The organism is Pseudarthrobacter sp. B907 (assembly GCF_040137805.1).
Lineage (GTDB): Bacteria > Actinomycetota > Actinomycetes > Actinomycetales > Micrococcaceae > Arthrobacter.
Genome location: NZ_JBEEQE010000008.1, coordinates 36,604 through 52,601 on the forward strand (window position 1 = coordinate 36,604; position 15,998 = coordinate 52,601).

12 protein-coding genes, 1 tRNA gene and 1 pseudogene are annotated in these 15,998 nt (G+C 67.3%); 9 read left to right on the plus strand and 5 right to left on the minus strand.

Features of this window, described 5'->3' with window-relative positions; translation table 11 throughout:
• Positions 1 to 61: 61 nt before the first annotated feature.
• A complete protein-coding gene (locus tag ABLI39_RS08905) occupies positions 62 to 1,732 on the plus strand; it encodes an ABC-F family ATP-binding cassette domain-containing protein (protein WP_349413061.1) in 1,671 nt (556 codons plus the stop codon).
• Positions 1,729 to 3,642: an ABC transporter ATP-binding protein gene (locus ABLI39_RS08910; RefSeq protein ID WP_349413062.1), complete on the plus strand. Its 1,914-nt coding sequence runs from the start codon at positions 1,729 to 1,731 to the stop codon at positions 3,640 to 3,642. The genes ABLI39_RS08905 and ABLI39_RS08910 overlap by 4 nt, the downstream gene beginning before the upstream one ends.
• Here the strand turns inward: ABLI39_RS08910 and ABLI39_RS08915 are convergent.
• The 3 genes and pseudogenes from ABLI39_RS08915 to ABLI39_RS08925 all read right to left on the minus strand — a co-directional run bounded on the left by ABLI39_RS08915 (position 3,639) and on the right by ABLI39_RS08925 (position 4,600).
• Positions 3,639 to 4,061: an NUDIX hydrolase gene (locus tag ABLI39_RS08915; protein WP_349413163.1), complete on the minus strand. Its 423-nt coding sequence runs from the start codon at positions 4,059 to 4,061 to the stop codon at positions 3,639 to 3,641. The two genes, ABLI39_RS08910 and ABLI39_RS08915, sit on opposite strands and share 4 nt — an antisense overlap.
• Positions 4,053 to 4,514, minus strand: a pseudogene (locus tag ABLI39_RS08920) (DUF6314 family protein); the annotation flags it as partial. The pseudogene ABLI39_RS08920 and the gene ABLI39_RS08915, both read right to left, overlap by 9 nt.
• Positions 4,515 to 4,527: 13 nt before the next feature.
• Positions 4,528 to 4,600 (minus strand) — tRNA-Arg (locus ABLI39_RS08925).
• 85 nt (positions 4,601 to 4,685) lie between these two features.
• On the opposite strand from ABLI39_RS08925, the gene ABLI39_RS08930 reads away from it, so the two are divergent.
• The 3 genes from ABLI39_RS08930 to ABLI39_RS08940 all read left to right on the plus strand — a co-directional run bounded on the left by ABLI39_RS08930 (position 4,686) and on the right by ABLI39_RS08940 (position 7,776).
• Positions 4,686 to 5,456: a DUF998 domain-containing protein gene (locus ABLI39_RS08930; protein WP_349413063.1), complete on the plus strand. Its 771-nt coding sequence runs from the start codon at positions 4,686 to 4,688 to the stop codon at positions 5,454 to 5,456.
• A 309-nt stretch (positions 5,457 to 5,765) separates the two neighbouring features.
• Complete coding sequence (locus ABLI39_RS08935) at positions 5,766 to 6,248, plus strand: DUF7793 family protein (RefSeq protein WP_349413064.1); 483 nt, start codon at positions 5,766 to 5,768, stop codon at positions 6,246 to 6,248.
• Entirely contained in the window at positions 6,241 to 7,776 is a 1,536-nt protein-coding gene (locus ABLI39_RS08940; RefSeq protein WP_349413065.1) for a putative bifunctional diguanylate cyclase/phosphodiesterase, read from the plus strand. Before ABLI39_RS08935 ends, ABLI39_RS08940 begins: the two co-directional genes overlap by 8 nt.
• Before the next feature lie 126 nt (positions 7,777 to 7,902).
• On the opposite strand, the gene ABLI39_RS08945 is transcribed toward ABLI39_RS08940, so the two are convergent.
• A complete protein-coding gene (locus tag ABLI39_RS08945; RefSeq protein WP_349413066.1) occupies positions 7,903 to 8,049 on the minus strand; it encodes a hypothetical protein in 147 nt (48 codons plus the stop codon).
• Positions 8,050 to 8,249: 200 nt separating this feature from the next.
• Here ABLI39_RS08945 and ABLI39_RS08950 point away from each other — a divergent pair, with 200 nt between their 5' ends.
• On the plus strand, positions 8,250 to 9,329 hold the full coding sequence (locus ABLI39_RS08950; RefSeq protein ID WP_349413067.1) for a tetratricopeptide repeat protein: 1,080 nt from the start codon (positions 8,250 to 8,252) through the stop codon (positions 9,327 to 9,329).
• A gap of 278 nt (positions 9,330 to 9,607) precedes the next feature.
• Here the strand turns inward: ABLI39_RS08950 and ABLI39_RS08955 are convergent, their stop codons facing one another.
• Positions 9,608 to 10,261 (minus strand): hypothetical protein, encoded by a 654-nt coding sequence (locus ABLI39_RS08955; protein WP_349413068.1) that lies wholly within the window; start codon positions 10,259 to 10,261, stop codon positions 9,608 to 9,610.
• Between the two features lie 149 nt (positions 10,262 to 10,410).
• On the opposite strand from ABLI39_RS08955, the gene ABLI39_RS08960 reads away from it, so the two are divergent.
• The 3 genes from ABLI39_RS08960 to ABLI39_RS08970 all read left to right on the plus strand — a co-directional run bounded on the left by ABLI39_RS08960 (position 10,411) and on the right by ABLI39_RS08970 (position 15,979).
• Positions 10,411 to 11,244, plus strand: a complete 834-nt coding sequence (locus tag ABLI39_RS08960) for an inositol monophosphatase family protein (RefSeq protein WP_349413164.1) — start codon at positions 10,411 to 10,413, stop codon at positions 11,242 to 11,244.
• A gap of 878 nt (positions 11,245 to 12,122) precedes the next feature.
• The gene (gene pcrA, locus ABLI39_RS08965; RefSeq protein WP_502935213.1) at positions 12,123 to 14,642 is read left to right on the plus strand and encodes a DNA helicase PcrA; all 2,520 of its coding nucleotides are present in this window, start codon (positions 12,123 to 12,125) and stop codon (positions 14,640 to 14,642) included.
• 8 nt (positions 14,643 to 14,650) lie between these two features.
• Positions 14,651 to 15,979, plus strand: a complete 1,329-nt coding sequence (locus ABLI39_RS08970; protein ID WP_349413070.1) for a glycosyltransferase — start codon at positions 14,651 to 14,653, stop codon at positions 15,977 to 15,979.
• Positions 15,980 to 15,998: the final 19 nt, after the last annotated feature.

Genomic DNA, 15,998 nt, shown 5'->3' on the forward strand with positions numbered 1-15,998 from the left:
TTTCAGCCCCGGCCGGCTGCCCGCGGCCGTCCGTTTTGGCCCTCGGTGAGAGAATGGACTAATGACTGCAACCCTTGTTGCCAAGGACCTTTCCGGTGGTCACGACCACCGCACACTCTTCTCCAAACTCTCCCTCACCGTCGCGCCCGGCGACGTCGTCGGCGTCGTGGGCGCTAACGGCGCCGGCAAGTCCACGCTGCTGCGGCTGCTCGCCGGCGTCGACGAACCGCAGGAGGGGACGGTCAGCCTGGCCCCGGCCGACGCGTTCGTCGGCTGGCTGCCGCAGGAACACGAACGGATCGACGGCGAAACGGTCGCCGGCTACATCGCCCGGCGCACCGGCTGCGGACCGGCGACGGCGGAGATGGAAGCCACCGCCGAGGCGCTGGGAACCGGCGCCCCGGGCTCCGAGGACGCCTACTCCGCGGCGTTCGACCGCTGGATGGCCTCCGGCGCCGCGGACCTGGAGGAGCGGATTCCGCCGGTACTGGCGGAGCTGGGCCTCGAGGTGGGACCCGACGCGGCAATGACCGGGCTCTCCGGCGGTCAGGCCGCCAGGGTGGCGCTCGCGGCCCTGCTGCTGAGCCGCTTCGACATCGTGCTGCTGGACGAGCCCACCAACGACCTGGACCTGGGCGGCCTGGCCAAGCTGGAGTCCTTTGTCCAGGGGCTCCGCGGCGGCGTGGTGCTGGTCTCGCACGACCGGGAGTTCCTGGCCCGCTGCGTCACCACGGTGGTGGAACTGGACCTCGCGCAGAATGCCGTCGCGGTCTACGACGGCGGCTATGAGGCCTACCTGGAGGAACGCGCCGTGGCCCGCCGGCACGCCCGCGAACGCTACGAGGAGTTCGCCAACACCAAGGCCGACCTCGTCTCCCGGGCCCGCACGCAGCGTGAATGGAGCTCCCAGGGTGTCCGGAACGCCATGAAGAAAAACCCGGACAATGACAAGATCCGACGGGCGGCCAGCACGGAGTCCTCCGAAAAGCAGGGCCAGAAGGTCCGGCAGATGGAATCCCGGATCGCCCGGCTTGAGGAAGTCGAGGAACCGCGCAAGGAGTGGCAGCTGCAGTTCAGCATCGGGGCGGCGCCGCGGTCCAGCGCCGTCGTCGCCACCCTGCGCGACGCCGTCGTGCACCGGGGGGATTTCACCCTGGGACCGGTGAACCTGCAGCTCAACGCCGGCGAACGGATCGGCATCACCGGGCCTAACGGCGCCGGCAAATCCACCCTGCTGCGCCTCCTGCTAGGGATCACACGGCCCGACGCCGGGAAAGCCTCCATGGGCGCCTCGGTGGCGGTCGGGGAAATCGACCAGGCCCGCGGGCTGCTGGCCGGGCGTCTCAAACTTGCCGACGCCGTCGAGGCCGTCCTGACGGACCAAACCCCGGCCGAGGTCCGCACCCTGCTGGCCAAGTTCGGCCTCAAGGCCGACCACACCTCCCGGACCGTGGATTCGCTCTCGCCCGGCGAACGGACCCGCGCAGCCTTGGCCCTGCTGCAGGCCCGCGGCGTGAACCTGCTGGTCCTCGACGAACCGACCAACCACCTTGACCTTCCCGCGATCGAACAGCTCGAGGAAGCCCTCGAGAGCTACGACGGCGCCCTGCTGCTGGTCACGCACGACCGCCGTCTGCTGGAAAACGTGCGCCTGGACGTGCGCTGGCACGTCGTCGACGGCGTCGTCACCGAACTGCAGGGCGCGAGCGCCCCGAAAGGCACCAACACATGAGCATGGACCGGGTTGCCTGGAGCTCCCTCTACAACATCACCCGCGCCTCGTCCGGCTCCAAGCCGTTCTCCAAGGAACTCCTCAAACGCGTCTTCGGCTTCGCGCGGCCGCACCGCACCCGGCTGATCGCTTTTGTGCTGCTCTCCATCGTGATGGCGGTCCTGGCGGTCGCTACGCCGGTGCTCGCCGGCCAGGTGGTGGACGCGATCATTGCAAAGGCGGAGGCCGGAACGGTGATCTGGCTCGCCGCGCTGATCGCGGTGGTAGCCATCGCCGAGGCCGGGCTGGGGCTGGTGACTCGCTGGCTGTCCTCCACGATCGGCGAAGGCGTTATCGTGGACCTGCGCACCAAGGTCTTCGACCACGTGCAGAAGATGCCGATCGCGTTCTTCACCCGGACCCGCACCGGGGCTCTCGTCAGCCGGCTTAACAACGATGTGATCGGGGCGCAGTCCGCCTTCGCCGGCACGCTCTCGGGCGTCGTCAGCAATGTGGTGGCGCTGGCCCTCACGCTGGTGGTGATGCTGAACAAGTCCTGGCTGGTGACCGTCCTGGCCATGATCCTGCTGCCGATCTTCCTGATTCCGGCCCGCCGGATGGGCTCCAAGCTAGCCGAGCTGCGCCGCGAAGCCGCGGAGCACAACGCGGCCATGGGCACCCAGATGACTGAACGTTTCTCCGCCCCCGGCGCCACCCTGGTGAAGCTCTTTGGGCGGCCGGACGAGGAATCCCGCGAGTTCGCGCTGCGGGCCGGGCGGGTCCGGGACATCGGCGTCCGCACCGCGATGCTGCAGTTCACTTTCGTCACGGCCCTGACGCTCGTCTCCGCGCTGGCGCTGGCCCTGGTCTACGGTCTGGGCGGCTGGCTGGCCCTCGGCGGGCAGCTCGCCGCGGGCGACGTCGTTGTGCTGGCGCTGCTCCTGACCCGCCTCTACGCCCCGCTCACCGCCCTGTCCAACGCCCGGGTGGAAATCATGAGCGCGCTGGTCAGCTTCGAGCGAGTCTTCGAGATCCTGGATCTCAAGCCGCTCATCCAGCAGAAGCCGGACGCGGTGGAGTCGCCGCGCGGCCCGCTGTCGGTGGAGTTCGACAATGTCCGCTTCTCCTACCCCTCCGCGGACAAGGTCTCGCTGGCTTCCCTCGAGGACGTCTCCACCCTGGACACCCGCGGCGGCGAGGAAGTGCTGCATGGCATCAGCTTCCGGGTGGAGCCGGGCCAGACCGTGGCCCTGGTGGGTTCCTCGGGCGCCGGGAAGTCCACCATTGCCCAGCTGCTCTCCCGGCTGTACGACGTCGATTCGGGCGCCGTCCGCTTCGGCGGTGCGGGATCCGGCGCCGATGTTGACGTCCGCGACCTGACTTTCGATTCGATGCGGCAAACCCTGGGCATGGTCACCCAGGACGGGCACCTCTTCCACGAGAGCATCGCCTCCAACCTGCGCCTGGCCCGTCCCGGCGCGAGCGAGGAGCTGATGTGGGACGTGCTGCGCCAGGCCCGGCTCGAGGACATGATCCGGTCCCTGCCGGACGGGCTGGACACCGTGGTGGGGGAGCGCGGCTACAGGCTTTCCGGCGGCGAACGGCAGCGGCTCACCATCGCCCGGCTGCTGATCGCCCAGCCGCGGGTCGTGATCCTCGACGAGGCCACGGCCGCGCTGGACTCGACCAACGAAGCCGCGGTGCAGGAAGCGCTCGGCGCCGCGCTCGAGGGCCGCACCGCCGTCGTGATCGCGCACCGGCTTTCCACGATCCGCGCCGCCGACGCCATCCTGGTGGTCGAGGACGGCAGGATTGTGGAGCGCGGGACGCACAACGAGCTGCTCGCTGCGGAGGGGCGCTACGCGGAGCTCTACCGAACCCAGTTCGCCGAGGCCACCGCGGTGGCTGCGGAAGCGGTGCCGGAACTCTAGGCCTGTTTGGCCCTGGCCGCGAGGAGGGGCAGCACATGGTCCGTCAGCAGGGGCGCCAGGTCCTGGGGCAGTGCGGCGCCGAGGTCCAGCCAGCGGATCTCGGCGATCTCGGCCGAAGGGTGGGCGGTCCAGCGTCCGGGGGCCGTAAACACCGTGGCCTCGATCTGCGTGGCGGCCTCGTTCGCGGCCTCCGCCAGCCAGCTGCCGAAGGGCTCCAGGTCCTGCGGTGCCACGACGATTCCCACTTCCTCCTCGAGTTCGCGGGAGGCAGCCTGGGCGGCGGTTTCGCCGGCTTCGGGTTTGCCTCCCGGGTGCATGAACTTGTCTGTGCCGCGCTTGCGGACGGTCAGCAGGCGCCCGGCGTCGTCAAAAACGCAGACGGCGGAGACCACGATGCGGGGATTCGTGGCCCTGTGCAGCACCGAGTCGAGGAGCAGGTCCTTGGCGGGGCCGGTGACGTCCCAGCGGTAGTGGAACTCGTCCGGGCCACGCCTCGTGTAATCGACCCGGTAGGTGTCGGGATCGCACCAGTGCGTATCCCGGTGGTCCTGGCCGCCGAAGCCGAAGCGGTGGAACGGGCGGCCGTCCGCGAAGAACACGTCCATGGTGTCCGGCGTTGCCGCGGGCCGGAGCAGGTACTCCCGGCTGGCCGGCCCGGCAAAGGCCGCGCCGCTGGCGGGGAACCACTGCACGGTGCCTTCTTCGTGGAGGCGGAGGCCGCCGTCGTCGGTGTCGGTGAAGCTGACGACTCCGGAAAAGGTTCCACGGCTGCCGTTCCCGCGGTCCAGCAGGGTGCGGTCCACCTGCCAGTTGCCCAGCAGGTAGTTGCGCAAGTCAAAGCGCCGTTCATCAGCTTGCCCGGCGCCCGGCATCTGGGAGTTCAAGTGCCCTCGATTGGAATCGAACCAACGACACCGGCTTTAGGAGAGCCGTGCTCTATCCACTGAGCTACGAGGGCGGGCGTGCGGGTGGGCGGCGGTCGGCCGGCCCGTCCGGACACGGATACCAGCATACAAGGTGAGGGCACGTACTACGCTCTTCGCATGACAGCCTCTACCGCGACCGCCTCCCGGGAGCTCATCTACCTCCCCGACGTGGCCTCCACCCGGTTCTACCTCGGCGCCCTCGCCAAACTGAGCGTGCTGCAGTACTTCGTCGCCGAGGTTGCGGTGATCGGTGCGTGGGCGGGACCGGAGCGGTACAGCCGGCGCACCGGCTACATTAGCGACCTCGGCGCGCTGCACTGCGGCGAGTTTTCCGGCCGGGTTGTCTGCTCTCCCGCGCACCTGCTGATGAACGCCTCGTTCGTGGTCCAGGGAATCGGCATGATGGTCGGGGCGCTGCTGCTGAGCTCGGCCGTGATCGGCGTCGCGGCGCGGGCAGGGGCGCGGTTGGCCGTGGCCCCGGGGCGGCGCTCGCCGTCGGCCGCCGCGTTCACCGCCCGCTCGCTCAGCCTGACCGCCGGCGCCGGGACCGTAGTGGTGGGGCTGGTGCCCGAAGACGCCGGCTCCGGCTGGCATCTGGTGGGCGCCCTGATGTATTTCGCCGCGGGCGCCCTGGCGCTGCTGCTCGTCGGCTGGCTGTGGCGCCGCCAGACACCCCTGGGCTGGTTCATCCTTGCCTGTGGCGCGGTCTCCCTGGCCGCGCTGGTGGCCGGCGGTTTAACGGGGATGAAGGTGCCGGAACCGGGAACGCTGGAACGGCTGATGGGGTACCCCATCACCATCGGAATGGCGGTGCTGGGGCTGGTGGTCGCCCAGCGCGTCCGGCAGGAGCTCGTTGCCCGAAAGCGGGCGGCCGGGGGTGGGGAATAGGGCGCCCCGTCCAGTCCGCACGGCTTGTGGGCTTCCGGCGGAGGCTTTCGGGCGGGACTTTTGGAGAATCTGTGTCGTGGGGTGTCGTATGTCTCATCTGCTGGCCGGCTTGCACTATTATGAGGGCATTCGCCGGAACGGTCCGGTGCCTCGTGCCGGACTTGGCTCCAGCGCACGCCGATGCCGACTTTGTAGTCTTTGGGGACAAATGTCTGATCAGCTAGTTGTGCCGGGACCGGCAGCGACAGTTTTCGGCGACCCGGCAAACGTTCGCCTGCGCCCGGCCGCAGCCTGCCGGGCCGAGCTCCGATGACGGTTGAAGCGCCGGTCGCGCCGGACGCACCCGATGAGGAACTCCCTGCAGGGCCCCCGACCCCTGCAGCGGCACTCGCCGCCGCGGCGCCGCCGTCGTTGGCCAGCGAGCCGGCCGCCGAGCCCGTGATCGGCGTCCGCCAGCTCGACGGCGGCATCATCGAAGTAGCGCTGCCGCCGAACCGCGAGATCGAGGGCCCCGAAGCCCGGGTGGCCGGGGCGGCCGTTCGCGCACTCGCCGACGGCCGGCGCGCACCGGTTTTGCTGATCATCTCCGGTGTCGTTGGCGTCAGCGTGGAAGCGCGCCAGATCTATACCGGTTCGATTGCCGCCACGGCGTTCGCGCTGGTGGGGGAGAGCCCGGTGGACCGCGTGATCGCGCACTACCTGCTGCGTTCAAGATCCGAAACAATCCCGGCGGAGTTTTTCCTTTCGCGCGCGGAAGCCCTCGAGTGGTTAAGGCCGTATACGAGTGAATAGTGAAGTTCCAGATCCCCGGCTCCATAGCCTCGTCGAAGGCATCGTCCGGATCGCCAGCGGCGATCTCAGCACCAGGATTCCCCACTCCGGTGCGCGCGACGACGTCGCTGCGGTGATTGCCGGCATCAACCTGATGGCCGATGACCTGCAGACCATCTACCAGGAGCTCGAGGAGCGGGTGGAGAGCCGGACCGCCATGCTGCGCCAGGCGCAGGTGGAGCTCGAGCGGATGGCGCTGACGGATCCGCTGACCCAGCTGGCCAACCGGACCGCGCTGAATTCGGTGCTCAGCCACGCCCTTGCCGAGTCGTCCCGCGGCGAGCTGCCGCCGGCGCTGCTGATTCTCGACCTCGACTCCTTCAAGGGCATCAACGACACGCTGGGCCATAGCGCGGGCGACGACGTCCTGCGCGTGATTGCCCGGCGGCTACAGGACGCGGTCCGGGTGACCGATACCGTGGCTAGGCTGGGCGGCGACGAATTTGCCGTGATGCTGCCGAAATCCAACCTTGTCCGTGCCCGGCGGGTCGCCAACAGGATCCTCAAGGCGCTCAGTGAGAGCCTGGACATCGGCGACCTCCGGATCACCTGCGGCACCAGCATCGGCGTGCGCGTGGCCGAACCCGGTCAGTCCGTGGACGACCTCGTGATGGAAGCCGACACGGCCATGTACGCCGCCAAGGCCCAGCCGCACAGCGGGATCAAGGTCTTCGAACCGGCGCTGCTGTACGCCCGACGGTTGCAGAGCCTGATGGTCACCGAAATGCGAGAGGCGATCCTCCAGGACCAATTGACGCTGCATTACCAGCCGGTGGTGGAGCTCGCCACCGGGCGGATCGAAGGCGTCGAGGCTCTGGTGCGCTGGAACCACCCAGAGCGCGGGCTCCTGATGCCGGACCAGTTCATTCCGCTGGCCGAAGAGACCGGAATGATCGTGGAGTTGGGGCACTGGGTCCTGCGCAACGCGGTCCGCCAGCTGCGCGATTGGCAGGACCGGCTGCCGCTGGAGAGCGAATTCTCCGTCCGGGTCAATATCTCCACCACCGAGCTGCAAAACCTCGAACTCATTGAGCACGTCCAGGACATCCTCCGCGAGACCGGCGTGGAAGCGTCGAACCTCATCATCGAACTGACCGAATCCATGGCCGTCACCGGCGGCGATGTGGACAAGTACTCGCTCAGCGGGCTGCGCCAGCTCGGCGTACAGCTCGAAATCGACGACTTTGGCACAGGCTACTCCTCGATCAGCTACCTGCGCCGGCTGCCCGTGAACGTGGTCAAGATCGACCGGAGCCTGATAGCGGGACTGGGGACGGATGAGGAGCAGGGCAGTTTTGTCGAGGCCGTGCTGCATTTGATCCACGCTTGCGGGCTGAGGGCAGTGGCCGAGGGAATTGAGACGGCCGAACAGGCCGAGGAACTGGTCCGGCTGGGCTGTGGCAGTGGCCAGGGCTACTACTTTGGACGCCCGGCCCCGGCGGAATCCGTTGAGGAAACCCTTGTGCAGTGGAGTGCGGTTTCGGAATAAGCACTGAGGTAAAGTACGACGGCGGTTCGGCTGGCTGTCTTGCTGCCAGACGTAACTAGCCGGACATAACAAAGGGCGGGGACCGGAGGTAAATCCGGTCCCCGCCCTTTGCGGTTGCTGACTCCGTTAGTTCTTCGGGGTGGAGTTCGGCCACCATTCAATTGCCACTACCGAGCCCGAGTTGTCCCCGCTTGCAGAGACTGCGGCCGAGGCGGACATGCCTGCCGCGGCAAGGGCGCCCGCGACAAGAAGTGTTGCGATCGTTTTCTTCATTTAGGACTCCTGTTACTTGAGAGGCTGATGTGACTCATGTGATACGAAGTTAGTATATGGCCTCCCAACACGCCGCAAGGTAACGATTTGTGAGGGTTCTCGAAATGAATATGTTAGCTCCCCGCAATGCCGTAATTTTCGGACATCGCGGATTGCGTGTGCTGTCCAGATTCACTCCACCGACCACGGATACTTAACCTATGCTTGAAAAAATTGCGTCACCGGCATACGTCGCGGCCCAACTCCAGGCCCGGCACCATCGGGACCATCATGAATTCGGCCTAGCTGCGCGCAGGGCCGAAGATGCCGCGACCATCGCCCGGAGTGACGGCGATTTTCTCGCAGAGTGGGACATGAAGTTCTTCCAAACCGAGACGCTTTTGGACGCCGGCGAGTTCGACGAGGCGGCTTCACTGGCGGTTTCCCTCGTCGACAAGCCACCGGCGGTGGCTTCGGGCCAGGCCAAAGCACGTGCCTACATATTGTTAGCCATTGCCAAGCAACGGGCCGGACTGCTGGACGAAGCGGTCGAATCGGCCCGGATGGGCGCAGAATTGACGCCCGGAGATGACGACCTTGAGATCAACGTTAAGGCAAGGCAGGCCTTGATCGCTGCCCTCGCCGATTGCGGAAAACTTGCCGAGGCTTGGGCGGAGTGCCAGAAACTCGGGGACGTCATTTCGGACGACTTGGATGACCAACTGGCGGGAAAAGCATACTGGGTCATCGGAAATGTGGCGTTCCTCTGCAACAGGGCGGATGAAGGACTGCGCTTTCACGAGCTGGCCGCGAGCACATTTTCTCCTGCCAGAAACTTGGATGTCTGGGCAAAATTCAACAAGGCGTCTGCCGCCATGCGTCTAGCAGCCGACATCGCGGATGCGGATACGCTCCGGTGCATTGAACGCGCTGAACTCGCGACCGACGTCATTGGTGGCAGCGCGAACGACTATCTACTTCTAAAGTTGAATCGGGCTCACTGGAGTTACCTTGCCGGTGATCTCGGGGGGGCCATCGAAGTCTTGTCGGAACTTTGCGCAAACGAGGACGGTATTTCGCCACAGCGTTCTGGCGAGGCATGCCTCCTCCTGGGCCGTGCGCACCTTGCGCAGGGAGACACGGAGGCGGCTCGAAGGCCTCTGAGCGACGCAGTCACTCACTTTGAAAGGGCTGGGGCCACACTACGCGCCCAGCAGGCTCGCGACTTTCTCAGGGCCGAACTAGGAAGGGCTTCCTTCTGGTCCTGGCTGGTCCGCGTAATGGGTTTCGACCGCAACTGATCCCGCTTCCTGAGCATGCCCTCCACTGGCGTCCAGCAGTGGGCATATAGGGAATATGCTCGTTGGTCGCGGCCAGGAGTGGGCATGTCCCGCGGCGCTGATGTTCCCAGTCCACCGGCAGGTTGAGCATGCCCTCCGCTGGAGTCGTGCAGTGGGCATATACGGAATATGCTCATTGGTCGCGGCCAGGAGTGGGCATGTCCATCCGTCGGGCCGTGGTTCTCAGAGGCGAGGCTGCGAGCCCAGAGCGAACCTCGGGCCCGCAGATTCTCGATCCGCTAGGCCCGAGCGGAACCCGTCGTGTCAGCCCGCACCGAGGCTGACTTCCGGCCCAGGAATACTGCCGGACCGCCAACCACGAGGCTCAGGATCAGCAGTACCCAGCCGGCCAGCGTGAGGACGGACGCCAGGGCGACCTGGCCGCCGTCGAGCGTGTCCGCGGACATCATGGCGTCGATCGCGGCGTTCCCCCACAGCCGCACCCCCGCGAACAGCAGCGGCACGGCCCACAGAGCCCAGCGGAGTCCCTTCCTGGCCACATTCGTCCCGATCAGCAGCAACCAGGTGAAGCCGAAGATCAGCGGAAACAGCGTTCCGGCGGTCTTGTGCACGTAGTTGAGCTGTCCGCGGGCGTCACCGTCCATGGCCGAGCGCAACTGCTCCACAAAGCCCTGGTCGAAGCCGCCGACCAGCGAATCGGGCATCGGGAGTCCGCCGCTCAGCTGCGTGAGCTGGTTCAGGGTCAGTAGGTGGACGTACCAGAACAGGAACAGACTCGCCACGACGCCCGCGATCAGGATCAGGTTGCTGTTGCTCTGCGCCTTCTGCGGGGTCCGCGTGGTGCTCGGGTTGATCACCGCGGGCAGGTGGTGCTGGGGGACGGCCGCGCTGGCGCCGTGCTTCTTGATCCGCTGGGCGGGTGTCTTGGCCATGGCACCATTATCGCCCTTTTCCCGGGCCGCGCCCCGCCGGTCTCCAGCCGGGACCGCGGCGACGCCGGCCCGCCTGTTCAGCGTCGCACGGCGCCAGCTAGGCTGAACGCGTGAGCGAACTAGGCAGTAACGAACTTGGCAGACACCGGATGGGCCGGCACAGCACCGCGGACCTGAGCCCCGAACTGGACGACTACCAGCTGGCCGAGGCTCTGGTGCGGGAAGCCGGAAACCTGGCGCTGCTGATGCGGCAGGGCGGCCTGGAGGGGCAGCAAAAGACCTCCGTCTCCGACGTCGTGACCGCCGCGGACCACGCCGCAGAGGCCTACGTGCTCGAACAGCTCCAGCGTTGCCGGCCCGACGACGGCATCCTGGGCGAGGAGGGCGCCTCCCGGCAAAGCAGCAGCGGCCGGACCTGGGTGATCGACCCGGTGGACGGCACGTACAACTTCCTGCACGGCTCCAGCTACTGGTGCTCGGCGATCGCGCTCAAGGATGCGTCCGGGGCGCTGCTCGGGGCCATCTTCCAGCCCGAGGAGGACAAGCTCTGGCTCGGTGGCACCACGCGGGCCGCCACGCTCAACGGTGAGCCGCTGACGAGTTTCCGGCACCTCGACGCCGGCGGCCGGGGACGCTCCGAATCGCAGCTGGCGGAGCTGGGTGCCGCTACCTACATCCATCCGACCTGGCTTGCCGACCCGATGTGTGCCATGCCCTGGCATGCCGCGGCGACCGCGGCGGCGGCGCTGCGCATGTTCGGCTCCGGTTCGTGCGACCTCGGCAGGGTGGCCGACGGCGAACTCGACTGCTGGTTCCAGCACAGCTCCCCGGAGTGGGACTGGCTGCCGGGCCAGGCGATCGTGCACGCGGCCGGCGGCGCCACCGACGTCGTCCGCGTCAACGGCCTCGACTGGCATGTCGCCGGAGGCACGACGGCGGTGCGGCAGCTCCGCGACGCGCTGGAGTCCGGGTCGGTCGGGTAAGCCGGGCCCGACCCTGCGAAACCTCCGTGCGTTTCCCCTGACGACGCAGGGCACAGGGAGCATGTCCATTCTTGAGGCAGCACCCATGGGCATGCTCATTCTTGGGGCAGCACCCCCGGGCATGCCCATTTTTGAGGCCGCTGCCCGATGGACATGCTCATTCTTGGGGCCGCACCCACGGGCATGCTCATTCCTGAGGCAGCTGCCCGATGGACATGCTCATTCTTGGGGCCGCACCCACGGGCATGCTCATTCCTGAGGCAGCTGCCCGATGGACATGCTCATTCTTGGGGCCGCACCCACGGGCATGCTCATTCCTGAGGCAGCTGCCCGATGGACATGCTCATTCTTGGGGCAGCACCCACGGGCATGCTCATTCCTGAGGCAGCTGACCGATGGACATGCTCATTCTTCGGCTTGAGCAGGGGACATAATGCCGATATGGCCATCCGCCGGCGCCGGGAGAGAGCATGTCCGTCGGGGGCGGGTCGAGGGCGGTGGGGGCAAGAGGCCCGCAACCAGGCAGCACCAACGGTCATGCTCATTCCTGCGGCAGCTGCACGATGGACATGCTCATTCTTCGGCTTAAGCAGTGGACATAATGCCGATATGTCCATCCGCCGGCGCCGGGAGAGAGCATGTCCGTCGGGGGCGGGTCGGGGGCGGTGGGGGCAAGAGGCCCGCGACCAGGCAGCACCAACGGTCATGCTCATTCCTGAGGCAGCTGCCCGATGGACATGCTCATTCTTCGGCTTAAGCAGTGGACATAATGCCGATATGTCCATCCGCCGCCGCCGGGAAAGGGCATGTCCGTCGGGGGAGGGGTGCCCCGGATCGAGCTGTCAGTGGCACCGCCTAGACTGGTTAACACCATGGATATGTTGTTTGACCCCTATGCCGCCGGACCCTTCCAAGCTGCACCGAAGGTTGCCGCGACCGCGAAAGCGTCCGGAAACCCGGGGGCTGGCAGCGGCATGCCGGGCCCGGTGGCCGCGCCCGTTTTCGGCTCCCATGGCGGGCACGGCGCGGGGCACGGCGACGAAGGTGACCGCCCGCGGCTGCCCAACGCGGACGAGCTGCTGCAGGGGCTCAACCCGCAGCAGGAAGAAGCCGTCAAACACGCCGGCGGCGCCCTGCTGATTGTGGCCGGCGCCGGCTCGGGCAAGACCCGGGTGCTCAGCAACCGCATCGCCTACCTGATCGCCACCCGGCGGGCGCATCACGGCGAGATTCTGGCCATCACTTTCACCAACAAGGCCGCCGCGGAAATGCGCGAGCGGATCGAGCTGCTGGTCGGCGGCCGGGCGAAGACCATGTGGATCTCCACCTTCCACTCGTCCTGCGTGCGGATCTTGCGGCGCGAGGCTGCCAACGTGGGCCTGAACTCCAACTTCTCGATCTACGACTCCGCCGATTCGCTGCGCCTCATCACCCTCGTGGCCAAGAACCTGGACCTGGACCCCAAGCGCTTCGCGCCCAAAGCCATCCAGCACAGGATCTCGGCCCTGAAAAACGAACTGATCGACGCCGACAGCTACGCCTCCAGCGCCAACTACAACGACCCCTTCGAGCTGGCCGTCGCCGAGGTCTTCAAGGGCTACACCCAGCGGCTGCGGCAGGCCAACGCGATGGACTTCGATGACCTGATCGCCGAAACCGTCTACATGTTCCGGGCGTTCCCGGCGCTCGCCGACTCCTACCGGCGCCGCTTCCGGCACGTGCTTGTGGACGAGTACCAGGACACCAACCACGCCCAGTACGCCCTGGTGCGCGAGATCGTCGGCGAAGGCCCCGGCGCGGCTGAGCTGACCGTCGTCGGCGACTCGGACCAGTCCATCTACGCCTTCCGCGGCGCCGACATCCGCAACATCGTGGAGTTCGAGAAGGACTACCCCGACGCCCGGACCATCAAGCTTGAACAGAACTACCGCTCCACCCAGACCATCCTCAGCGCCGCCAACTCGGTGATCTCCCGCAACCCCAACCGGCCGGAGAAGCGGCTCTGGACCGCCGAGGGCGACGGCGAGAAGATTGTTGGCTACGTCGGCGAGAACGAACACGACGAGGCGCAGTTCATCGCGAAGGAAATCGACCGGCTGCAGGACGAGGGAAACCTCCGCCCCGGCGATGTCGCGATCTTCTACCGCACCAACGCCCAGTCACGCTCCATCGAGGACGTCCTGGTCCGCGTCGGACTCCCGTACAAGGTGGTCGGCGGCACCCGCTTCTACGAGCGCAAGGAAATCAAGGACGCCCTCGCCTACCTGCGGGTGCTGGTCAACCCGGACGACGACATCAACCTGCGCCGGATCCTCAACGAGCCCAAGCGCGGCATCGGCGACCGGGCCGAGGGGGCCCTCGCCTCGCTGGCGCAGCGGGACCGGACCTCCTTTATGGCTGCCGCCCGCCGCGCCGAGGAAGCGCCCGGCATGGCCACCCGCTCCGTGAATGCCGTGCTGGGCTTCGTGAAGCTCCTCGACGACCTGGCCGAGGTGGCTGCCGGCTCTGGAGCCGCCGCGGCCCTGGAAGCCGTCCTGGAACAGACCGGCTACCTCGCCACCCTGCGCTCCAGCACCGACCCGCAGGACGAATCCCGGGTGGAAAACCTCGCCGAACTCGTCGCCGTCGTCCGCGAATACGAACGCGACAACCCGGAGGGCTCTCTCGGCGCGTTCCTGGAACAGGTCTCGCTGGTGGCCGACGCCGACCAGATCCCGGACGCACCCGGGGCAGATATCGATGCCGCTGTCGCCGAAGCCAAGCGGCTCGGCGTCGTCACCCTGATGACGCTGCACACCGCCAAGGGCCTCGAGTTCCCGGTGGTGTTCCTCACCGGCATGGAGCACGGATTGTTCCCGCACCAGCGCTCCGCCACCGACCCCAAGGAACTGGCCGAGGAGCGCCGGCTCGCCTACGTCGGCCTCACCCGGGCCAGGAAACGGCTCTACCTGACCCGGTCCGAGGTGCGCAGCATGTGGGGCCAGAGCCAGTACAACCCCGCAAGCCAGTTCATCGAGGAAATTCCGGCCGACCTGGTCGAGTGGAAGCGCGAAGGATCCACCAGCCAGGCCAGCAGCTGGGGCGGCGGCGGATCGATCGGATCCAGCCGCTACGGCGGATCCTTCTGGGGCGCCGGTACCGCGCGCGGCACCGGCGCGGACTCCTCGGCCGGCTTCAACGCCGACGTCCCGGCCGCGATCGCCAAGAACCGGGTCCAGCCGCAGAAGGAAATCGTTGCCGTCAGCGTGGGGGACAAGGTCAACCACACCAGCTTTGGCAACGGCACCGTGCTGGCCGTGGAGGGCGCCGGGGACAAGACTGTGGCAAAGGTGAAGTTCGACATCGGCGAGAAGAGGCTGTTGCTGCGGTACGCCCCGCTCACCAAGATTGGCGCCTAAACTAAGGCATGAAAATCCTTTTGGCCAGCCAGGCCATCGCCGGGCACTTCAATCCCATGACCGGCATCGGTGTCCGCCTGCAGGACGAAGGCCACGAGGTCGGCTGGTACACCGGCTCCACACTCGCGCCCAAGCTGGACCAGCTAGGCATCCCGCACTACCCGTTCAACCGGGCGGTTGAGCACACCGGGGACAACCTCAACGAGCTCTACCCGCAACGCGCCAGGCTCAAGGGGCCGCTGGCGATCCGGTTCGACGGCGAGCGTATCTTCGCGAGCAACGTCAGCAACTTCTTCGAAGACATCCGCGACGTGCACGAGCGCTTCCCGTTCGACGCGGTGGTCCTCGACAACACCATGTTCATCCAGCGGCTCGTGGCGGTGGTGCTGGGCAAACCCGTGATCAGTTTTGTGCCGATCGGCAACATGGAAACGGACCCGCTGGTGCCTCCGATGTTTTTCGGCTTCGCCCCTGCACGGACCCCCGCCCACCGGATCCTCCATGCCGGTGCCCGGCTGGTCTCCGACCAGTTCGTCACAAAGCCCGCCCGGGTCAGCTACGTGCGCCAACTGCAGAACTACGGACTCCAGACCCCCAAAGAGGCCGCCATCCTCGACGAGACCTACCGGTGGTCCCACGCGGTCATCCAGACGGGCACCGCGTCCCTGGACTTCCCGCGGCGGCACACCAACCCGAAAGTCCACTACGTTGGTGCCCTGCTGCCACACCGTGCCGGAGCCGTGGACGCACCATTGCCGACGGCGGGGCCAGCCGCGGCTCCAACGGCGGCCGGGACCTACCGCCGGAGGGTCGTCGTCACCCAGGGAACCGTGGACAACCGGGACCCGGCAAAACTGATGGTCCCAACCATCGAGGCGCTCAAGGACACGGACACCCAGGTGATCGTGGCAACCGGCGGGGTGGGGTCGGACGAACTGCGGCGCCGCTACCCGCAGCCCAACGTCCTCGTCGAGGACTTCATTGACTTCGCCCAGGTGTTCCCCGGCACGGACGTCTTTGTCACCAACGGCGGGTTCGGCGGCGTGCTGCTGGCCCTCTCGCACGGGGTGCCGCTCGTGACCGCCGGCCTGAACGAGGGGAAGAGCGACGTCAACGCGCGGGTGGAGTACGCCGGCGTCGGAGTGAACCTGAAGACCGAGACGCCCAGCGCCGCGGCCCTCCGGTCCGCCGTCGGGACCGTGCTGGGCGATCCGTCGTGGCGCGCACGGGCGCAGGCGATGGCCGAGCAGTTCGAGGCGGATGACAGCGTGGGCGCCGCCGTCGACGTCATCACGGCGACCGTCGCCGCCGGCGGGACGCCCGGCGCCCCTGCCTGAGGTGGCCGCCCGCGGGAGG